We start from the raw sequence: 15,426 nt of genomic DNA, 5'->3' as shown, positions 1-15,426 counted from the left end.
ACTAGGCTGGCTGCGTGATCGAGATGAGCCGGGCGGACTTCGAGGTGCTGGTGTCCGAGGCGCTGGACGAGGTGCCGCCGGAGCTGGCGGCGCTGATCGACAACGTGGCGATCTTCGTCGAGGACGAACCGCCGGCGAGCGATCCGCAGCTGCTCGGGATCTACGAGGGCATCCCGCTGACCGAACGCGGGCACTACTACGGCGGCGTGCTGCCGGACCGGATCACGATCTACCGCAACCCGACCCTGGCGATCTGCGACACCGTCGACGACGTCGTCGACGAGGTGAACATCACCGTGGTGCACGAGATCGCGCACCACTTCGGCATCGACGACGCCCGCCTGCACGAGCTCGGCTACGGCTGACTGTTGCCAGTTCCTGCAATTCACGAAAGTCGCAGGCCGAAAGTCGCTTCACTCCTGTACTCTCGGCCGGTCGGAATCGGGGTCCGGCCAATTCGCCCAGCACGATCGAGTGAGGGATTTCGTGAGCGACCCCACGTCCCAGCCGCCCCTGCCCGGACGACCTCCCGGCTGGAACCCCGACAACGAGCCGACGCAGGCGTACGGCGTACCGAGCCAGCCACCGTACGACGGCCAGCGCCAGCAGCCGTACGACGGGCCGCGCGACCAGCCGCAGTCCTATCAGCAGCCGCAGTACCAGCAGCCGCCGCCGCAGTACGGCCAACCCGCGTACGGTCCGCCGCCGGGCTTCCAAGGTGGTCCGCCTCTCCCGCCGCAGGGCAAGAGCAAGATGCCGTGGCTGCTCGCCGGAGCGATCGCCGTCGTGGTCGCGCTGGTCGGCGGTGCTGGAGTGATCCTCGTCAACCGCTCCGGCGGGACTGACTCAGCAGAACCGCCGGTGCCGACCGCCACCTTCACCGACGGACTGTCGTCCCCAGAGCCTTCCGCCGACCCGACCGACACGCCCACCACGGTCCCGTCGCCGGAGCCGACGCCTACGCCCACTCCGTCACCGACGCCGACCGAGCGGCGTCGTACGTTGAAGGACGTCGACGAGGGTCTGAAGGTGTACGACGACGTATACGTCAAGCCGGCCAAGGGATGGGTGAAGGCCCGGCAGACGAAGTACAGCGTGACGCTCGGCTCGCAGAGTCGCATGGGTGTCGTCGTGGTCCTTGTGTCCCCGATCGGCTTGCCGGCCGCCACGGCCGTGCCGGCCGTCGCTCAGCAGTTGATCTCCGTGGACCACCTGACCGGCGTACGCAAGGAGCCCGTCCGGACTCTCCCTCCGGTGAACTCCAACATCGGGAGCCAGGCGGAGATGTCGTTCACCGGCCGGTTCACGCAAAGCGGAGCGACCGTCTCGCTCGCCTCCCGTTGCACGACGATGACTGGTGTTGCGTCGATCCACAACGTCACCGTGACCGTCTGCGTCGAGGCGCGGAAGGACGCTCGCGAGGCGGCCTTCCGCGATGCGGCCCGGATGCTGGCCTCTGTCGCCCGATCGATCTGATGACGCAGGAGCAGCCCCCGCTCGGCGGAGGGAAGGTCGCGCTGCTGACCGGCGGCCTCGTCGTGCTGGTCGTCGCCGTCGTCGCGGCCGGCGGCCTGCTGGCGCAGAAGGTGGAGCCTGCCGACCCGCCAGCAGCCGCGGCCCCGGTCGAGTCAGTGACGGCGTCGCCGACAGCTCCGATCGTCGTGCCGTCTCGCAACCCGCGCCGGCAACCTGACCTCGATCGGGGGAGGCCGATCGCCAACGGCGTGTTCGTTGAGGTGGCCGACGGATGGCAACCTGAGACACCCGGCTATAGCGTCATGCGCGCCACATCCTTCGACCGCGGTGCGTCGGTGACGTTCTCGGTCTCTGAGCGACCGATGCCCTCTCGTCCCTTGCTCCGTCCGGACGCCGAAGCGTTCGCCGAGGCCTATGAGCTCAGCGGCGTCCGGATCGGTGCGGTCCGATCAGTGCCGCCGCCGAACCTCAACACCTTCGACGCGGCGGCCGTCAGCTTCACCGCCCGGCGGACCTGGGACGGCGTCACCTACTCGCTTGTCGGCGAGTGCGTCAGGCTGCGGGGTCGACCGGCGATCAACGACGTGAGCGCGAGTATCTGCTGGGCCGCAAACGTCCAGGACGAGGACACGGTCCGTCCTGAAGTCCAGCAGATGATCGGCTCGTTGACCGGCTCCATCTGAGGACTCACGAGCGGCGGAACAGCAGCCGCCACGGCATCAGCGCGGATTCCAGCTGGACCTTCAGGCTCATCTTCGAGGCACCCGCCGTACGCTCCTCGAACCGGATCGGGACCTCCGCGATCCGCAGGCCGCGGCGGACCGTGCGGTGGTTCATCTCGACCTGGAACGAGTACCCGTTGCTCTCGATCGTGGTGACGTCGATCCACCGCAGCGTGTCGGCCTTCCAGGCCTTGAACCCGGCGGTGGCGTCCTTCACGTGCAGCCGCAGGATCGCGTTCACGTAGAAGTTGGCCCAGGCGGACAGGGCCCGGCGGTGCCAGCCCCATTCCGCGGCCGCTGAACCGCCCTCGACGTACCGCGAGCCGATCACGACGCCGGCGTCGGTGGTCCGCAGCGTCTCGACCATGATCGGGATCACCGAGGCAGGGTGGGACAGGTCTGCGTCCATCTGGATCACGATGTCGGCGCCCTCGTCCAGCGCGCGGCTGATACCGGCGATGTACGCGCGGCCGAGGCCGTTCTTCTCGGTCCGATGCAGTACGCCGACTGTCTCGGGCGACTTCTTCGCCAGTTCGTCGGCCACGTCGCCGGTGCCGTCGGGGGAGTTGTCGTCGACCACGAGCATCTGCAGGCCCGGCAGGTTCAGGTCGGACAGCAGCCCGGCCAGCACGGGCAGGTTCTCCCGCTCGTTGTAGGTCGGTACGACGACGACGATCTTGCTCAGCTCACCCATGACTTTCCTTCTTCGGGGGACCACCGGACGCTATCGCATCCACCGGTCGAGCACCGAAAACGACCTGGAACTCAGAGCGAGGCGAGGGCCTCCGCGACGGTGGAGTGGATCCGGAACTGGCCGCCCAGACCGGTGACCGCCAGCGGCCGGTCGACCGGCCGGCCGACGCCGACCAGGGCGAGGTTGATGTTGTGCTGGCCGGCCAGATTGCGGGCTTCGACCAGGTTGCCCAGGCCGGCGGAGCTACAGAACGTGACAGCGGACACGTCGATCAGGACCAGCCGGGCCGGCGGTGCCACCGCAGCACGGATCGACTCGGCGGCGAAATCGGTGGTCGCAATATCGATCTCACCGGACAGCCGGACCAGCAGTACGCCGGGTTCCAGCTCCTCGGTCACAGCGTCGAACGTGGTTCTGATCATCTCGCCGTCCCGCGGCTCAGGCTGGCTTGTCACGCCGGTCTCTCCCCCGGGTGGTTCCGCGAACGCCGGTCGGTCCTGGCGGGACGGAACTGCCCTGCCATCACCGTATGCCCCAACGAGCAGGCGTCACAACGGGTCTGACCCGGATGACCTCGGAGCGTGATCTAACCAGGGATGTAAGCGCTACCACCTGGAAGAATCCGTCGAGCCAAACGCATGAATCACCCCCAGAAGGCCGGTTGGGTCTGGACGTTGAGTTCGGACAGCTTGACCCGGCCGGCCGAATTGGTCCGCGGATCGGAGATCTTGAAGGTGTCGAACGCGGTCACCGACTCGGTGCCGTAGATCGTGCCGTTGTAGTAGTACACCGACCAGTACCCGCCGAACGAGGCCGGCTGACGTGGCGGCCGGTCGAAGTACCCGATCTCGACCGGGTGCGCGGAGTCGGTGAAGTCCCAGACCGAGAAGCCGCCCTGGTACCAGGCCTGCACCATGATGTCGCGGCCGCGGACTGGGATCAGCGAGCCGTTGTGCGAGACGCAGTTCTCCCGCTCGGCCTGGTGCCGCTGGATCTTGTAGTAGCTGCGGAACTTCAGCTTCCGGTTCTGGATGTCGAAGATCGCGGTTGCGCCCTTGTTCGGCCCGACCACCTCGTTGCACATGGCCCCGCCACCACCGCCGAGCTCGTCCATGAAGACGACCTTGCTGCCGTCACCGTTGAACGTCGCCCCGTGCCAGAAGGAGAAGTTCGCCGCGTCCTGGACCCGGTCGATCACCCGCGGTGCGGCGGGCCGGGAGATGTCCAGCAGGACGCCGTCGCCCATACACGCCGCGGCCGCGATCCGCTTGGCCGGGAAGGCAGTGATGTCGTGGCAGCCGCTGGTCGCATAACCGGTCTCGCTGCCCGGGAACCCGCCGTCCGGGAACAGCACCGGCGACGCCACCACGGCGGCCTTGGCCGGATCCCGCAGCGGCACCTTGACGATGTCGATCCGGTCGTTCGGCGGCAGGCAGTCCGGGTACGTCGCGTCGGGGAAGTACGACGAGTTGTAGATGTACACGGAGCGGTTCGACGGCTCCGGGATCAGGGTGTGCGTATGCGAACCGCATTTGGTCTCGACGGCGGCGACGTACCGGGGATTCGCCGGGTCGCGGACGTCGAAGATCTTGATGCCCTCCCACGACTCCTTGATCTTCGGCGACTGCGGCACGCTCTGGCACGAGCTGTCGCTGCGGGACTGGTCGGTGCTGAGGAAGAGCAGGCCGCCGTACACGCTGATGTCATTCTGACTGCCCGGGCAGGACACCTGGCTGATCATTTGCGGGTTCGCCGGATCGCCGACGTCGTAGATCGCGAAGCCGGCGTAGTTGCCGACGTACGCCTTCTTGCCGGCGAACGCGATGTCGGTGTTCACACCGCCGGTCAGCGGACCGGTCATCGGCACACTGGCCAGATGCGTGATGTTGTCGCTCTTCGACGCACCGGTGTCCGGCGGGTTGGCCGAGGCCGTCCCGGCGAGGCCGGTGAGGAGAGCAACAGTCAGGGCGAGACGGAGGAGCGTGCGTGGGCGGCGCATGCCTTGGGTCCCTTCTTCGGTTGTCTTCGGTCCCTACCCTAAGCGTGATAGACACGTTATGGAAGCGATCTGACACAAGGAGTGAGGCTGTGGGGATCTGTCGCTCAGGGGTTGCCGCCGCGCTCGTCGCCGTACTGGCCGGCTGCAGTACGACGGAACGCGCGGCCGAACCGCCCGCCTCGCAGGCCCCGGTGATCGTCCCCGGTACGCCGGGCGGACCGAACCAGACGTTGTCCGCGCTGCCGTCCCAGCAGAGCACGCCCGATCCTGACGATGTCGCGTTCCTGGCCGACATGATGGTCCACCACACGCAGGCGCTCCGGATGGCCGGCTTCGCCGCGACCTCGGCACAGAACGCGAAGGTCAAGGCACTCGCCGACCGGATCCGGGTCGGCCAGCAGCCGGAGATCGAGGCGATGCGGCAGATGCTGGTCGCCCGCGGCCTGACGCCGCCGGACCTCACTCACGTCGATCACATGGACCACGGCGACATGCCCGGCATGGCCACGCGGGACGAGCTGACCGCTCTGGAGAAGGCGCGCGGCAAGGCGTTCGACCAGCTCTTCCTGAGCCTGATGATCAAGCACCACCAAGGTGCGGTCACGATGAGCGGCACGGTGATAGACAAGGGAACGGACCCGCAGGTGGGGGAGCTGGCCCAGGAGGTCGGTATCACCCAGACCAAGGAGATCGCGACGATGCGGCAACTGCAGAAGGGGTTGTGATGGGCGTACTCGACGGCAAGACGGCCCTCGTCACCGGCGGTTCGCGCGGGATCGGAGCGGCGATCGTACGGCGGTTGGCCGCCGATGGTGCCGTGGTCACCTTCACCTACGTGTCGAGCGAGTCCGCCGCGGCCGAGGTGGTCAACGAGGTGAAGGCCGCCGGCGGCCAGGCGATCGCGGTGCAGTCCGACCAAGCCGACCTGGGCCGGATCCCCGAGCTGTTTGAACGGCTCGGCAAGCTCGACATCTTCGTCTGCAACGCTGCCGAGGTCGCGGTCAAGCCGATAGACGCCGTCACCGAGGACGACTACGACCAGCTGTTCGCGACGAACGTGAAGGGCCCGTACTTCGCCATCCAGCAGGCCGCCAGGGTCCTTCCGGACGGCGGCCGGATCATCGCGCTGTCCACGCTGAACACCGTCGTACCCGGTCCGGGCATCTCGTTGTACGCCGCAAGCAAGGCCGCGCTCGAGCAGTTCGTCAAGGTCGCCGCCCGCGAGTACGGCGCCCGCGGGATCACCGTGAACACGGTGTCTCCGGGCGCGACCGACACGGACATGTTCCGCGGTTCCAACCCGCCGGAGGCCAAGGCCGCGCTGGTCGGCATCACCGCACTCGGCCGCGTCGGCGAGCCGGCCGATGTCGCCGACGTGGTCGCCTTCCTGGCCGGTCCGGACAGCCGCTGGCTCACCGGGCAGAACCTGCGTGCCACCGGAGGGCTGCTGATCTGAGTACTGCGGACCTGCTTGCCGACATCGATGCCGCGGCCGATCCCGCGGTGGCGAAGATTCTCGCGGGCTACTTCAAGCTGGAGCCCGGCGGCTACGGCCACGGCGACCAGATGATTGGCGTGAAGCTGTCCACGATCCGCGGCCTGCTCAAGCCTTACCTGCGTGCGGACCTTCCGCTGGCCGAGCTCGAGGAGGCGCTGAAGAGCCCGGTCCACGAGCACCGGCTGGCCGTCCTCTGCCTGCTCGCCGATCGTGCGTCCCGCAGTCTCAAGCCGCGTACGGCGAACCCGGCCGAGGCCACCGCGATCTACGAGCTGTACCTGCGCAGTACGTCGTACATCAACAACTGGGATCTGGTCGACTGCAGTACGTCGGAGATCGTCGGCGGGTATCTGCTCGACAAGCCGCGGGACGTGCTCTACACCCTGGTCCGGTCGTCGTCGCTGTGGGAGCGGCGGATCGCGCTGGTCGCGACCCACTGGTTCATCCGGGCCGGCGAGAGCGCGGACACGTACGCACTGGCGGCGCTCGTGCTCGAGGACCGGGAAGACCTTATCCACAAAGCGTCCGGGTGGATGCTGCGCGAGGCGGGTAAGCGGGTCTCGGAGGACGAACTGCTGGCGTTCCTCGATCGGCACGCGGCGGTGATGCCGCGGACGATGCTGCGCTATGCGATCGAGCGGCTGGCGCCCGACGTACGCAAGCACTACCTCCAGGCCCGCTGAAGGTTTTCGCCCAGGTCGAAAGGCCTGTTCATCCAGCGGCGCAGCGCTAGCCTGGCCTGACTGGATTCGCGAAAGGGCCGCCCCCATGAACCTGAAGCGCATCGTCCATCTGTTGCTGCTCGCAACACTCGTCGCCGCCGGCTTGATCGGCGTACCGACATCGGCCATGGCCGCACCCGGCTTCCAGATGCCGATTCCGTGCGGTCTTCGCTGGACCACCGCGACCCACAGCGGTCACGCCAGCCAGTGGATGCTCGACATGGTCTCGCCGAGCGGAGCCACCCGCGGTACGCCGGTCCTCGCATCGGCCGGTGGGACAGTCAGTGCATCGCTGCTGTCCTCCAGCGGCGGTCACATGGTCGTCATCGACCATGGTGGCGGCTGGCAGACCCGGTACCTGCACATGGATCGCCGAGATGTTGCCGTCGGCAACGTGGTGAATCAGGGCAGGCAGATCGGCATCGTCGGCAACACCGGCGACAGCAGCGGGCCGCACCTGCACTACGAACAGAAGCTGAACGGCGTCGTCCAGCAGTCGTGGTTCAACGGGCACGCCGTACCGCTCACCTGGTCGTACAACCAGCACTTCGAGACCAGCGCCAACTGCGGCGCCGGCGACGGGAAGTACTGGGTCGACACGTTCGCCAACGCACCCGGTTACAGCACTCCCGGCGGAACGCAGACCGGCACCCTCTACGCGGGCACCAACTACGTCTTCTGCAAGGTCTGGGGCCCCGAGGTCCGAGTCGGTACGGCGTACAACCACTGGTGGATGAAGACCGACCTCGACGTCGGCCCGGCGAACCAGTGGGTATCGGCGTACTACCTCTCCCGCTGGGGCAACGACGAAGCCAAGGACAACAACGGCCGCGACCTACCGAACTGCTGACCACCCGACTTTGTCCACCGGATCCGTACGGCGAGGCGCCGGAAACGCGGCAACGGTGCACAAAGTGGGGTAGGGGGTGGTGCGATTTGTCGACTTGTCGGTTGTTAGGGGGTGCGGCGGCTGGTGGCGTAGGGCGGGGCTTCTAGGGCGCAGTGGGTGTGGTGGTGGACCAGCGTGGGCTTCGTGCGGCGGTCGCCGAGGGTGACCCAGGCCAGGACGCCGCCCGCCACGGCCAGTGCGGCGGAGATCCAGAGGGCGTTGCCGAACCCCTCGCTGAAGGCAACCGGATCGCGGTACGAGTCGCCGGTGATACCCGCCGCGATCGGGATCGCCGCGACCGCCATCAGTTGCGCCGACCGGGCGACCGCGTTGTTCACGCCCGACGCGATCCCGGCGTGGTGATCCTCGACCGACGACAGTACGGTCGCCGTCAGCGGCGCGACCGTCGCGACGAGTCCGAGGCCGAGTACGACGACCGCCGGCAGGACGCCGCCCACGTAGCTCACGCCCGGCTCGATCCGCAGCATCAGCAGGAAACCCGCACCCATCAGCAGCGGTCCGACCGTCATCGGGATCCGCGCACCGATCTTCTCCGCGAGTCCGCCGGCGTACCCGGACAGTGCGAGCATCAGGATGGTCATCGGCAGTAATGCGGCTCCAGCCTGGAGGGCGGAGTACTCGAGGACGGTCTGGAGATACACGACGACGAGGAAGGTGGCCGTACCGAGAGCGCCGTACACGACGACGGTGACCAGGTTCGCGCCGGTGAACCGGCGGTTGGCGAAGATGCCCGGCGGCAGCATCGGGTGCGAACTGCGGCGCTCGACCTCGACGAACACCGCCAGCGCGACCACGCCGACCGCCAGGGAGACCAGCACGAGTGGGTCGCCGAATCCTCGGTCGCCCGCGCTGATCAGGCCGAAGGTGAGGCCGGCGAGGCCGATCGTCGCGAAGGCGGCGCCAGTCAGGTCGAGCTTGCCGGTCGCGGTCTCGTCCCGGGTCTCCGGCACGTGCCGCAGGGTGATCAGGACGGTCACCAGCGCGATCGGGACGTTGAGCAGGAAGATCAGCCGCCAGGACCCGCTGTCGACCAGGCTGCCGCCGACGAACGGCCCGATCGCCGCGGCGACCGAGGTGAGGCCGGACCAGGCGCCGACCGCCTTGGCGCGGTCCGACTGCGCGAAGGTCGTCTGCAGGATCGCCAGGCTGCCCGGGGTGAGCAACGCGCCGCCGATGCCCTGCAGCACCCGGCCCGCGATCATCACCTCGAGGCTCTGCGCGACCGTGCAGATCACGGACGCGACCGCGAACCAGATCACCCCGACGACGAAGATCCGCCGCCGGCCGAGGCGGTCGCCGAGCGAACCGCTGAGCAGGATCAGCGCGGCGAGCGGCAGCATGTACCCGTTGATGATCCACTGCAGGCCGGCCACGTCCGCGCCGAGCTCCTCGCCCATCGCCGGCAACGCGACGTTCACCACCGTGCCGTCGAGGAACGCCATCCCCGATCCGAGGGCCGTGGCCGCGAGTACCCACCTGGCCCGGCTGGTCCCGAACGCGATCCGCTCGTCCGTCATGGGCTCACCCTAGGCGGTTACTGCGGTTGTGGCAGGTCCAATTGGAGAACGACGAGTGCTTTGTCGGCCGGGATGCCCTGCAGGACCGAGAGGTTCGGCGGATCGCCGACCGCGCAGAGGGGCTGGGGCAGCAGCGGGCAGACCGCGTTGAGCAGGTCGCCGCCGCTGATGGTCAGGTTGGTCGGCAGTCCGCCCTCGCTGACCGCGGTGAGCGGCCTGATGGCCGACGCGGCCCGCTCCGGTTTCGCCGGCGTACGTCGTACTGTCGAACCGGTCAGGCGGTAGGTCAGGCGCAGGCTGCTGACGGCGCTGGTGAGCGGCACGTCTGTCGGTTTGTTGACCTCGGAGTTGGCCAACGGGATGGTCGTCCCGTTCGTCGTCATTCGAAGGCCGGTCGCGTGCGGTGAGGTCTTGGTCATCATCCCGGGTAGCTGCTCACCGGAGGCGGGCAGCTGCAGTTGCAGGATGTTCGTTGCCCTGGACAACATCACGTCCTCGGTGATGTTGAACGATCCATCCGGAAGCGGTACGACGACCATCCGGATCCCCGGCCTGGTCGCGCCGGGGCCTGTGGTGGTCGGCGAAGCCTGACCCGGCCGGGTGGTGCTGGTCGGCGTGGCCGGTGTGGTCGGGATGGTGACCGTCCCGGGACTGGGAGCGACCGGACCGGCGATATCCGGTGAGCAGGCCGCGGTCGCGCTGAGCCCCAGAGTCAGCGCGGCCGTAGCCAGCCACCGCATCCCCGTAGCCCGCCGAGACCCGAGGTCCTCCACCCCCGATGGCACGATCGGGAGGAACTCCGGACTCGCCCTCGGTGCTCTGTCCGGAGAACCGCGTTCCGACATGAGTCATCGCCCCCCAACGGATCCGGCCAGTGCGCGAGCGAAGCGAGTTCACCATCGAGCACTTCCTCTGGCGGCCGGATCGGACTTGCGCATACGATACGCCGCAATTAGTGGGGTACGGCAATTAGTGCCGAATTTTTCGTGGGGACTTCAAGGGGGCACAAAATGGTGAGACGGAGCGTGTCCGGATCATTCCGGGCGGTATGTGGAACAATTTCGAGAATTCGCGGTCCGGTAATTCGCAGAGCACTTCCGCTGACACTCGTGGTGACCGTCGCGGCGGCCCCGGCGCTGCTCGCGGTACCGGCCCAGGGGGCGGTGAGCTCGGACCTCTACATCGTCCAGGGCCTGCCCGGGCGGTCGCTGGACATCAGTATCGACGGCCGCACGGTGGCCACCGGGGTGCAGACGACGAAGATCGCCGGGCCGTTCGCGATCGCGTCCGGCAAGCGGATGGTCACAGCCCGACAGGGCGGGAAAGTCGTGATCCAGCGAGAGGTTTCGGTCGGGTCCGGGGTCAGCGTCGACGCCGTCATCCATCTGCCGGTCTCGCCCACGGGTGCGCCGGTGCTGACGTCGTACGCGAACAAACTGAGTGCGATCCCGAAGGACAAGGCCGCCCTGCGGGTCGCGCACGACGCGGCCGTCGGTCCGGCCGACATCCGGGTGAACGGAAAGGTGGCGTTCGCGAACGTGGCGAACGGAGAATCGCTCGAGGCGGTGGTTCCGGCCGGCACCTACAAGGTCGACATCGTTCCGGCCGGCGCGAGTTCACCTGTTGTTCTCGGTCCGTTGGATTTGCCGGCCAAGGCCGGATATCTGACCCGGGTGTTCGCGGTCGGTGATCCGAACGCGAGGACGATGAATGTCGCGGCCGGGACGATCAAACTGCCGGCCACCGGCACCGGCAAGCCGGTGCTGGTCAACACCGGGACCGGCGGGCAGGCGGCGGAGCTGAACCAGGCGCACAGCTCCACCTCCGGCCTCTGGGTCGTGGTCGTTCTGGCCGGCTTGCTGGCGGCAGTGGTCACGGTCCGGAAGGTGGTCCGTCGCTGAAGAAACTCCTGCTCGTATTGGTGCTGTGTTGCGCGGGCCTGGAGGGGTGCGCCGCGCAGACAGCTGGTTCCGTTTCGGACCCCGAGGCGGACGGCGGCACCCCAACGCCATCGTCCGTCTCGGCTACACAGGGTGTCCCGACGCCGGCGCCGGTGGAGACCGATGCGACGTCGGCGCCACCGGCCCGGATCGGTACGCCGGCGCCCAGCCAGCGGATCTGGTTCATCCCGACCCGGGTCGTGCTGCCGGGCGGGGCGAAGGCTCCGGTGGTTCCGGCGAGCACGGTCGACGGCGAGCTGAAGGTCCCCGAACAAGGTGATCGGGTCGGTTGGTGGGACGGTGGTGCCCAGGCCGGCGACCCGTTCGGATCGGTCGTGCTGGCCGGCCATGTCGACACCAAGGCCGACGGAATCGGGTACTTCGCCCGGCTGCTGCGGATCAAGCCGGGTGAGCTCGTCGTACTGCACGGCTCGGGCCACACCGCGACGTACCGGGTCAGCACGGTGGTCTCGGTGCCGAAGGGTGCCCTGGCCACCCGCAGTGGTGCCTTCGATCAGAAAGTCGACCACCGTCTCGTCCTGATCACCTGCACCGGCGCGTACGACGCATCGCGCGGCGGCTACGAGGACAACCTGGTCGTCACCGCCACCCCGGTCGGCCCGGCGCGCTAAGCCACCCGCCGAGCCGCTCCCTGACGAGGCACTAGGCTCGGCGGTTATGGCCAGGTATTTCGACGTACATCCGGAGAATCCGCAGCGCCGGGCGGTCGGCCAGGTGGTGGAGCTGGTGCGCGAGGGCGGGTTGATCGCGTACCCGACCGACTCCTGCTTCGCGCTCGGCTGTCAGCTGGGGAACCGGGACGGGATCGATCGGATCCGCGCCATCCGGCACCTGGACGATCGGCACCACTTCACCCTGGTGTGCCAGGACTTCGCGCAGCTGGGGCAGTTCGTGCACATCAGCAACGCGGTGTTCCGGTCGATCAAGGCGGCCACGCCGGGGAGCTACACGTTCATCCTGCCGGCCACGAAGGAAGTGCCCCGCCGCCTGCTGCACCCGAAGAAGAAGACGGTCGGCGTTCGGATTCCCGACCACATCGTCACGCAGGCGTTGCTGGAGGAACTGGGCGAACCACTTCTGTCGAGCACGCTCCTGATGCCTGACGAGGAAGAGCCCATGACCCAGGGCTGGGAGATCAAAGAGCTCCTCGACCACCAGCTCGACGCCGTCGTCGACTCCGGCGACTGCGGCACCGAACCCACCACCGTCGTCGACTTCTCCGACGACCTCCCGGAAGTCGTCCGCGTCGGCGCCGGCGATCCCTCGCCCTTCGTGTAGGTGATGCCCGATCATGGGCGGATGCGCACGCTTCCGGCATGGGTCCAGGGCATCCTCGCCGGCTTGTTCTTCGGCATCGCGATGGGGGCGTTCATCAGACTCGATGGCGCGAGTTGGACCGAGGTCGTGCTCTGGGGACTCGGAGCAGGAGTCGCGCTCGGCGTTTCGATGGGCCGGTTCGCGGTGCGCCAGCGCCGCGAGTTCGCTGAGGCCGAGGGCGACCTCCCGGCGGAACAGGTGCAGGCGGCGCATCAGGCGGTGAGTCGTGAGCCGGTGCCCTACGACCCGGACGTTCGGGCCGCGGCGGTCCGGATCGGCACTGTCTATCTGAAGTCCACGCAGAAACACCGCTGGGTGGCTGTGGTGCTCCCGGGCCTGATGCTCGTCGGCGCCGTGGGGGCTGCCTTCGAACGGTCGCTGTGGACACTGCTGTACGTACCGGCGGCAGCCTTGATGGTCTACATCAACTGGTTCTGGCCCCGGAGGCTCCGCCGCAGGATCGACCGGCTGAGCTCTTGCGGTGAGGAAGATTCTGCCTGATCGTGACTGGGCGCGCCGGGAATCGTGGCGCTGACATAGTGGGGTGGTGACCACACTCGACCTGTCGCCTGATGAACTGCTCACCACCACTCGCACGGTCCGCAAGCGGCTCGATCTGGAGAAGCCGGTCCCGCTCGAGTTGATCCGCGAGTGCATCGAGATCGCGTTGCAGGCGCCGTCCGGAAGCAACCGGCAGAAATGGCACTGGCTGGTGATCACGGACGCGGAGAAGCGGGCGGCGATCGGGGAGTACTACCGGCGCGCGGTGGAGAAGTACCTGGCCGGATCCGGTGCGGCCGGGAAGCTGTTCGCCGACGACCCGGTACGCGGGCCGGTGCAGCGCCGCGTTGGTGACAGCGTTGCCTACCTGGGCGAGCGGATGGGGCAGGTCCCGGTCCTCGTGATCCCGTGCCTCGAAGCGCGCTCGCTGCCGGCCGGGAACCAGGCCGGCCTGTGGGGCTCGATCCTGCCGTCCGCCTGGAGCTACATGCTCGCCGCGCGCGCTCGCGGGCTGGGTACGGCGTGGACGACCTTGCACCTCAGCTACGAGCAAGAGGTCGGCGAGTTGCTCGGTCTGCCCGAGGAGATGCGGCAGACGGTGCTGATCCCGACCGCGTACACGATCGGGACCAACTTCAAGCCCGCCCCTCGCCAGCCGCTCGACGAGGTCCTTCACGTCAACTCCTGGTAGCGGCCATGTCCTCGATGGTCAGGCCACTGAGCACGGACTGCGGCTCGGTGACGGTCAGGTCGAGGTCCGGATCGGCGGCGGCATCGCGAACCTTCACCAACAGCCAGTCGTCACCCGTTCTGGTGAAAGCCCAGGCTCCGTTGAGTTTCACGCCGTACAGCCGCACCTTGAGGTGACCGCGCTCGATCGCCACCGCCGGATCCACCAGCTGGTGGCGATCGTCGCGGGTCAGGTTGGTGTAGACGCCGGCATCCCACACGATCACGGCACCGCTGCCGTACTGGCTGTCCTCGTGCACACCCTCGTACGACGCGTACTCCAGGTCGTGATCGGTGGTGAACACCGCGAGCCGTTTCACCGTGGGGTCCAGGGACGGTCCGCGGGGAACCGCCCAGGACTTGAGTACGCCGTCCACCTCGAGCCGAAGGTCGTAGTGCAGCCGCCGGGCATCATGCAGCTGCACCACGAAGATCGGCTTGGACGTCAAGCGGCAGCTGCCGGGGGTGGTTCGATTCGATCGCGCAGCCGGTCCAGGATGCCGCGGAGCAGCCGGGAGACCTGCATCTGGCTCACTCCGATCTCGGCGCCGATATCGGCCTGGGTGTGTCCTTCGACGAACCGTAGTTCCAGAATCCTACGCTCGCGCGGCTCGAGCTCGTTGAGCACCGGTTCGAGCACGGCGACCGCCTCGGTCCGCTCGAACGAGGTGTCCTGCTCGTCGGCGATCGTGTCGGCCAGGTTGGCGGTCGAGTCGTCGTCGACCGGGCGGTCCAGCGAGAGCACCGAGAAGCAGCCGTCGGCGGCGATGGCCGCCTCGATTTCGTTGACCTCGGCCCCTATTTGGTCGGCGAGCTCTTGCAGGGTGGGATCGCGATGCAGGTCCTGGACCAGCTGCGGACGGACCGCGGCGATCGAGCCCTGGAGTTCCTGTAGCCGGCGGGGGATCCGGACCGTCCACGAGCAGTCGCGAAAGTACCGTTTGACCTCGCCTCTGATGGTCGGCACGGCGTACGCCAGGAACGGTGTGTCGGTGCTCGGGTCGTAGCTGCGCGCGGCCTTGACCAGACCCAGGTAAGCGACCTGATCCAGGTCCTCGGGTTCGACGCCCCGGCCGCGGAACCGGGTGGCAATGCTGTGGGCGATGCTCAGGTTGAGCTCGATCGCCTCGTCCAGGAGGGACTGCCGGAGATTTTCGTCCGTGGTGGTGGCTCGCCGGCTCAGAAGGGCCCGGGTCGTCGTGTCTCTGCGCTGCTTCGGATCTGTGCTGCGCTGCTCATCGACGGTACTGCGGGTAAGTACGGTGACCATTTTTGCTGACCTCGCGACATTGAGTCACGGCGCGGCACATGTCTGGACCGCGGTCAGAGCTATCTGCTCACATTCCTACCCCAAGAATCGCGGCATTAAGCCTTCGAACC

19 protein-coding genes are annotated in these 15,426 nt (G+C 67.8%); 12 read left to right on the top strand and 7 right to left on the bottom strand.

Annotation, left to right across the window (positions count from 1 at the left end):
- Nucleotides 1-14 precede the first annotated feature (14 nt).
- From V9K99_RS01095 to V9K99_RS01085, 3 genes are all read left to right on the top strand, one after another.
- Entirely contained in the window at nt 15-365 is a 351-nt protein-coding gene (locus V9K99_RS01095; protein ID WP_132323932.1) for a metallopeptidase family protein, read from the top strand.
- A 121-nt stretch (nt 366-486) separates the two neighbouring features.
- Nucleotides 487-1,476 carry a hypothetical protein gene (locus V9K99_RS01090; protein ID WP_337003138.1) on the top strand — a complete coding sequence of 330 codons (990 nt, stop codon included), beginning with the start codon at nt 487-489 and terminating at the stop codon, nt 1,474-1,476.
- The gene (locus V9K99_RS01085; protein WP_337003140.1) at nt 1,476-2,159 is read left to right on the top strand and encodes a hypothetical protein; all 684 of its coding nucleotides are present in this window, start codon (nt 1,476-1,478) and stop codon (nt 2,157-2,159) included. Before V9K99_RS01090 ends, V9K99_RS01085 begins: the two co-directional genes overlap by 1 nt.
- A 4-nt stretch (nt 2,160-2,163) precedes the next feature.
- Here V9K99_RS01085 and V9K99_RS01080 read toward each other — a convergent pair whose 3' ends face one another.
- The 3 genes from V9K99_RS01080 to V9K99_RS01070 form a co-directional block, all read right to left on the bottom strand.
- Complete coding sequence (locus V9K99_RS01080; protein ID WP_337003142.1) at nt 2,164-2,892, bottom strand: polyprenol monophosphomannose synthase; 729 nt, start codon at nt 2,890-2,892, stop codon at nt 2,164-2,166.
- A gap of 71 nt (nt 2,893-2,963) precedes the next feature.
- Nucleotides 2,964-3,347 carry an STAS domain-containing protein gene (locus V9K99_RS01075; protein ID WP_337003143.1) on the bottom strand — a complete coding sequence of 128 codons (384 nt, stop codon included), beginning with the start codon at nt 3,345-3,347 and terminating at the stop codon, nt 2,964-2,966.
- 188 nt (nt 3,348-3,535) lie between these two features.
- Complete coding sequence (locus V9K99_RS01070; RefSeq protein WP_337003145.1) at nt 3,536-4,891, bottom strand: LVIVD repeat-containing protein; 1,356 nt, start codon at nt 4,889-4,891, stop codon at nt 3,536-3,538.
- A gap of 89 nt (nt 4,892-4,980) precedes the next feature.
- Here V9K99_RS01070 and V9K99_RS01065 point away from each other — a divergent pair, with 89 nt between their 5' ends.
- The 4 genes from V9K99_RS01065 to V9K99_RS01050 all read left to right on the top strand — a co-directional run bounded on the left by V9K99_RS01065 (nt 4,981) and on the right by V9K99_RS01050 (nt 7,961).
- A complete protein-coding gene (locus V9K99_RS01065) occupies nt 4,981-5,616 on the top strand; it encodes a DUF305 domain-containing protein (RefSeq protein ID WP_337003147.1) in 636 nt (211 codons plus the stop codon).
- Complete coding sequence (locus tag V9K99_RS01060) at nt 5,616-6,347, top strand: SDR family oxidoreductase (RefSeq protein ID WP_337003149.1); 732 nt, start codon at nt 5,616-5,618, stop codon at nt 6,345-6,347. The genes V9K99_RS01065 and V9K99_RS01060 overlap by 1 nt, the downstream gene beginning before the upstream one ends.
- Nucleotides 6,299-7,072: a DNA alkylation repair protein gene (locus V9K99_RS01055; RefSeq protein WP_337323620.1), complete on the top strand. Its 774-nt coding sequence runs from the start codon at nt 6,299-6,301 to the stop codon at nt 7,070-7,072. The genes V9K99_RS01060 and V9K99_RS01055 overlap by 49 nt, the downstream gene beginning before the upstream one ends.
- Before the next feature lie 85 nt (nt 7,073-7,157).
- Nucleotides 7,158-7,961 (top strand): M23 family metallopeptidase, encoded by an 804-nt coding sequence (locus V9K99_RS01050; protein WP_337003150.1) that lies wholly within the window; start codon nt 7,158-7,160, stop codon nt 7,959-7,961.
- A 104-nt stretch (nt 7,962-8,065) separates the two neighbouring features.
- Here V9K99_RS01050 and V9K99_RS01045 read toward each other — a convergent pair whose 3' ends face one another.
- Nucleotides 8,066-9,538 (bottom strand): MFS transporter, encoded by a 1,473-nt coding sequence (locus tag V9K99_RS01045; RefSeq protein WP_337003152.1) that lies wholly within the window; start codon nt 9,536-9,538, stop codon nt 8,066-8,068.
- 17 nt (nt 9,539-9,555) lie between these two features.
- A complete protein-coding gene (locus V9K99_RS01040) occupies nt 9,556-10,278 on the bottom strand; it encodes a hypothetical protein (protein ID WP_337003154.1) in 723 nt (240 codons plus the stop codon).
- A gap of 369 nt (nt 10,279-10,647) precedes the next feature.
- Here V9K99_RS01040 and V9K99_RS01035 point away from each other — a divergent pair, with 369 nt between their 5' ends.
- The 5 genes from V9K99_RS01035 to V9K99_RS01015 all read left to right on the top strand — a co-directional run bounded on the left by V9K99_RS01035 (nt 10,648) and on the right by V9K99_RS01015 (nt 14,008).
- Nucleotides 10,648-11,439, top strand: a complete 792-nt coding sequence (locus V9K99_RS01035) for a DUF4397 domain-containing protein (protein WP_337003156.1) — start codon at nt 10,648-10,650, stop codon at nt 11,437-11,439.
- Between the two features lie 152 nt (nt 11,440-11,591).
- Entirely contained in the window at nt 11,592-12,110 is a 519-nt protein-coding gene (locus V9K99_RS01030) for a class F sortase (RefSeq protein ID WP_337003158.1), read from the top strand.
- Between the two features lie 46 nt (nt 12,111-12,156).
- Nucleotides 12,157-12,777 carry an L-threonylcarbamoyladenylate synthase gene (locus tag V9K99_RS01025; RefSeq protein WP_337003160.1) on the top strand — a complete coding sequence of 207 codons (621 nt, stop codon included), beginning with the start codon at nt 12,157-12,159 and terminating at the stop codon, nt 12,775-12,777.
- Nucleotides 12,778-12,798: 21 nt separating this feature from the next.
- On the top strand, nt 12,799-13,317 hold the full coding sequence (locus tag V9K99_RS01020; protein ID WP_337003162.1) for a hypothetical protein: 519 nt from the start codon (nt 12,799-12,801) through the stop codon (nt 13,315-13,317).
- A gap of 46 nt (nt 13,318-13,363) precedes the next feature.
- On the top strand, nt 13,364-14,008 hold the full coding sequence (locus V9K99_RS01015) for a nitroreductase family protein (protein ID WP_337003164.1): 645 nt from the start codon (nt 13,364-13,366) through the stop codon (nt 14,006-14,008).
- Here the strand turns inward: V9K99_RS01015 and V9K99_RS01010 are convergent.
- Nucleotides 13,995-14,495, bottom strand: coding sequence for a DNA polymerase ligase N-terminal domain-containing protein (locus tag V9K99_RS01010; RefSeq protein WP_337003166.1), 501 nt, complete (start codon nt 14,493-14,495; stop codon nt 13,995-13,997). The genes V9K99_RS01015 and V9K99_RS01010 overlap by 14 nt on opposite strands.
- Entirely contained in the window at nt 14,492-15,316 is an 825-nt protein-coding gene (locus V9K99_RS01005; RefSeq protein WP_337003168.1) for a SigB/SigF/SigG family RNA polymerase sigma factor, read from the bottom strand. The genes V9K99_RS01010 and V9K99_RS01005 overlap by 4 nt, the downstream gene beginning before the upstream one ends.
- Nucleotides 15,317-15,426 lie beyond the last annotated feature (110 nt).

This window comes from Kribbella sp. CCNWLW201 (genome assembly GCF_037203805.1).
GTDB lineage: Bacteria > Actinomycetota > Actinomycetes > Propionibacteriales > Kribbellaceae > Kribbella.
The sequence above is the reverse complement of the archived record's forward strand: the minus strand, read 5'-3'. Positions and strand labels throughout refer to the sequence as shown.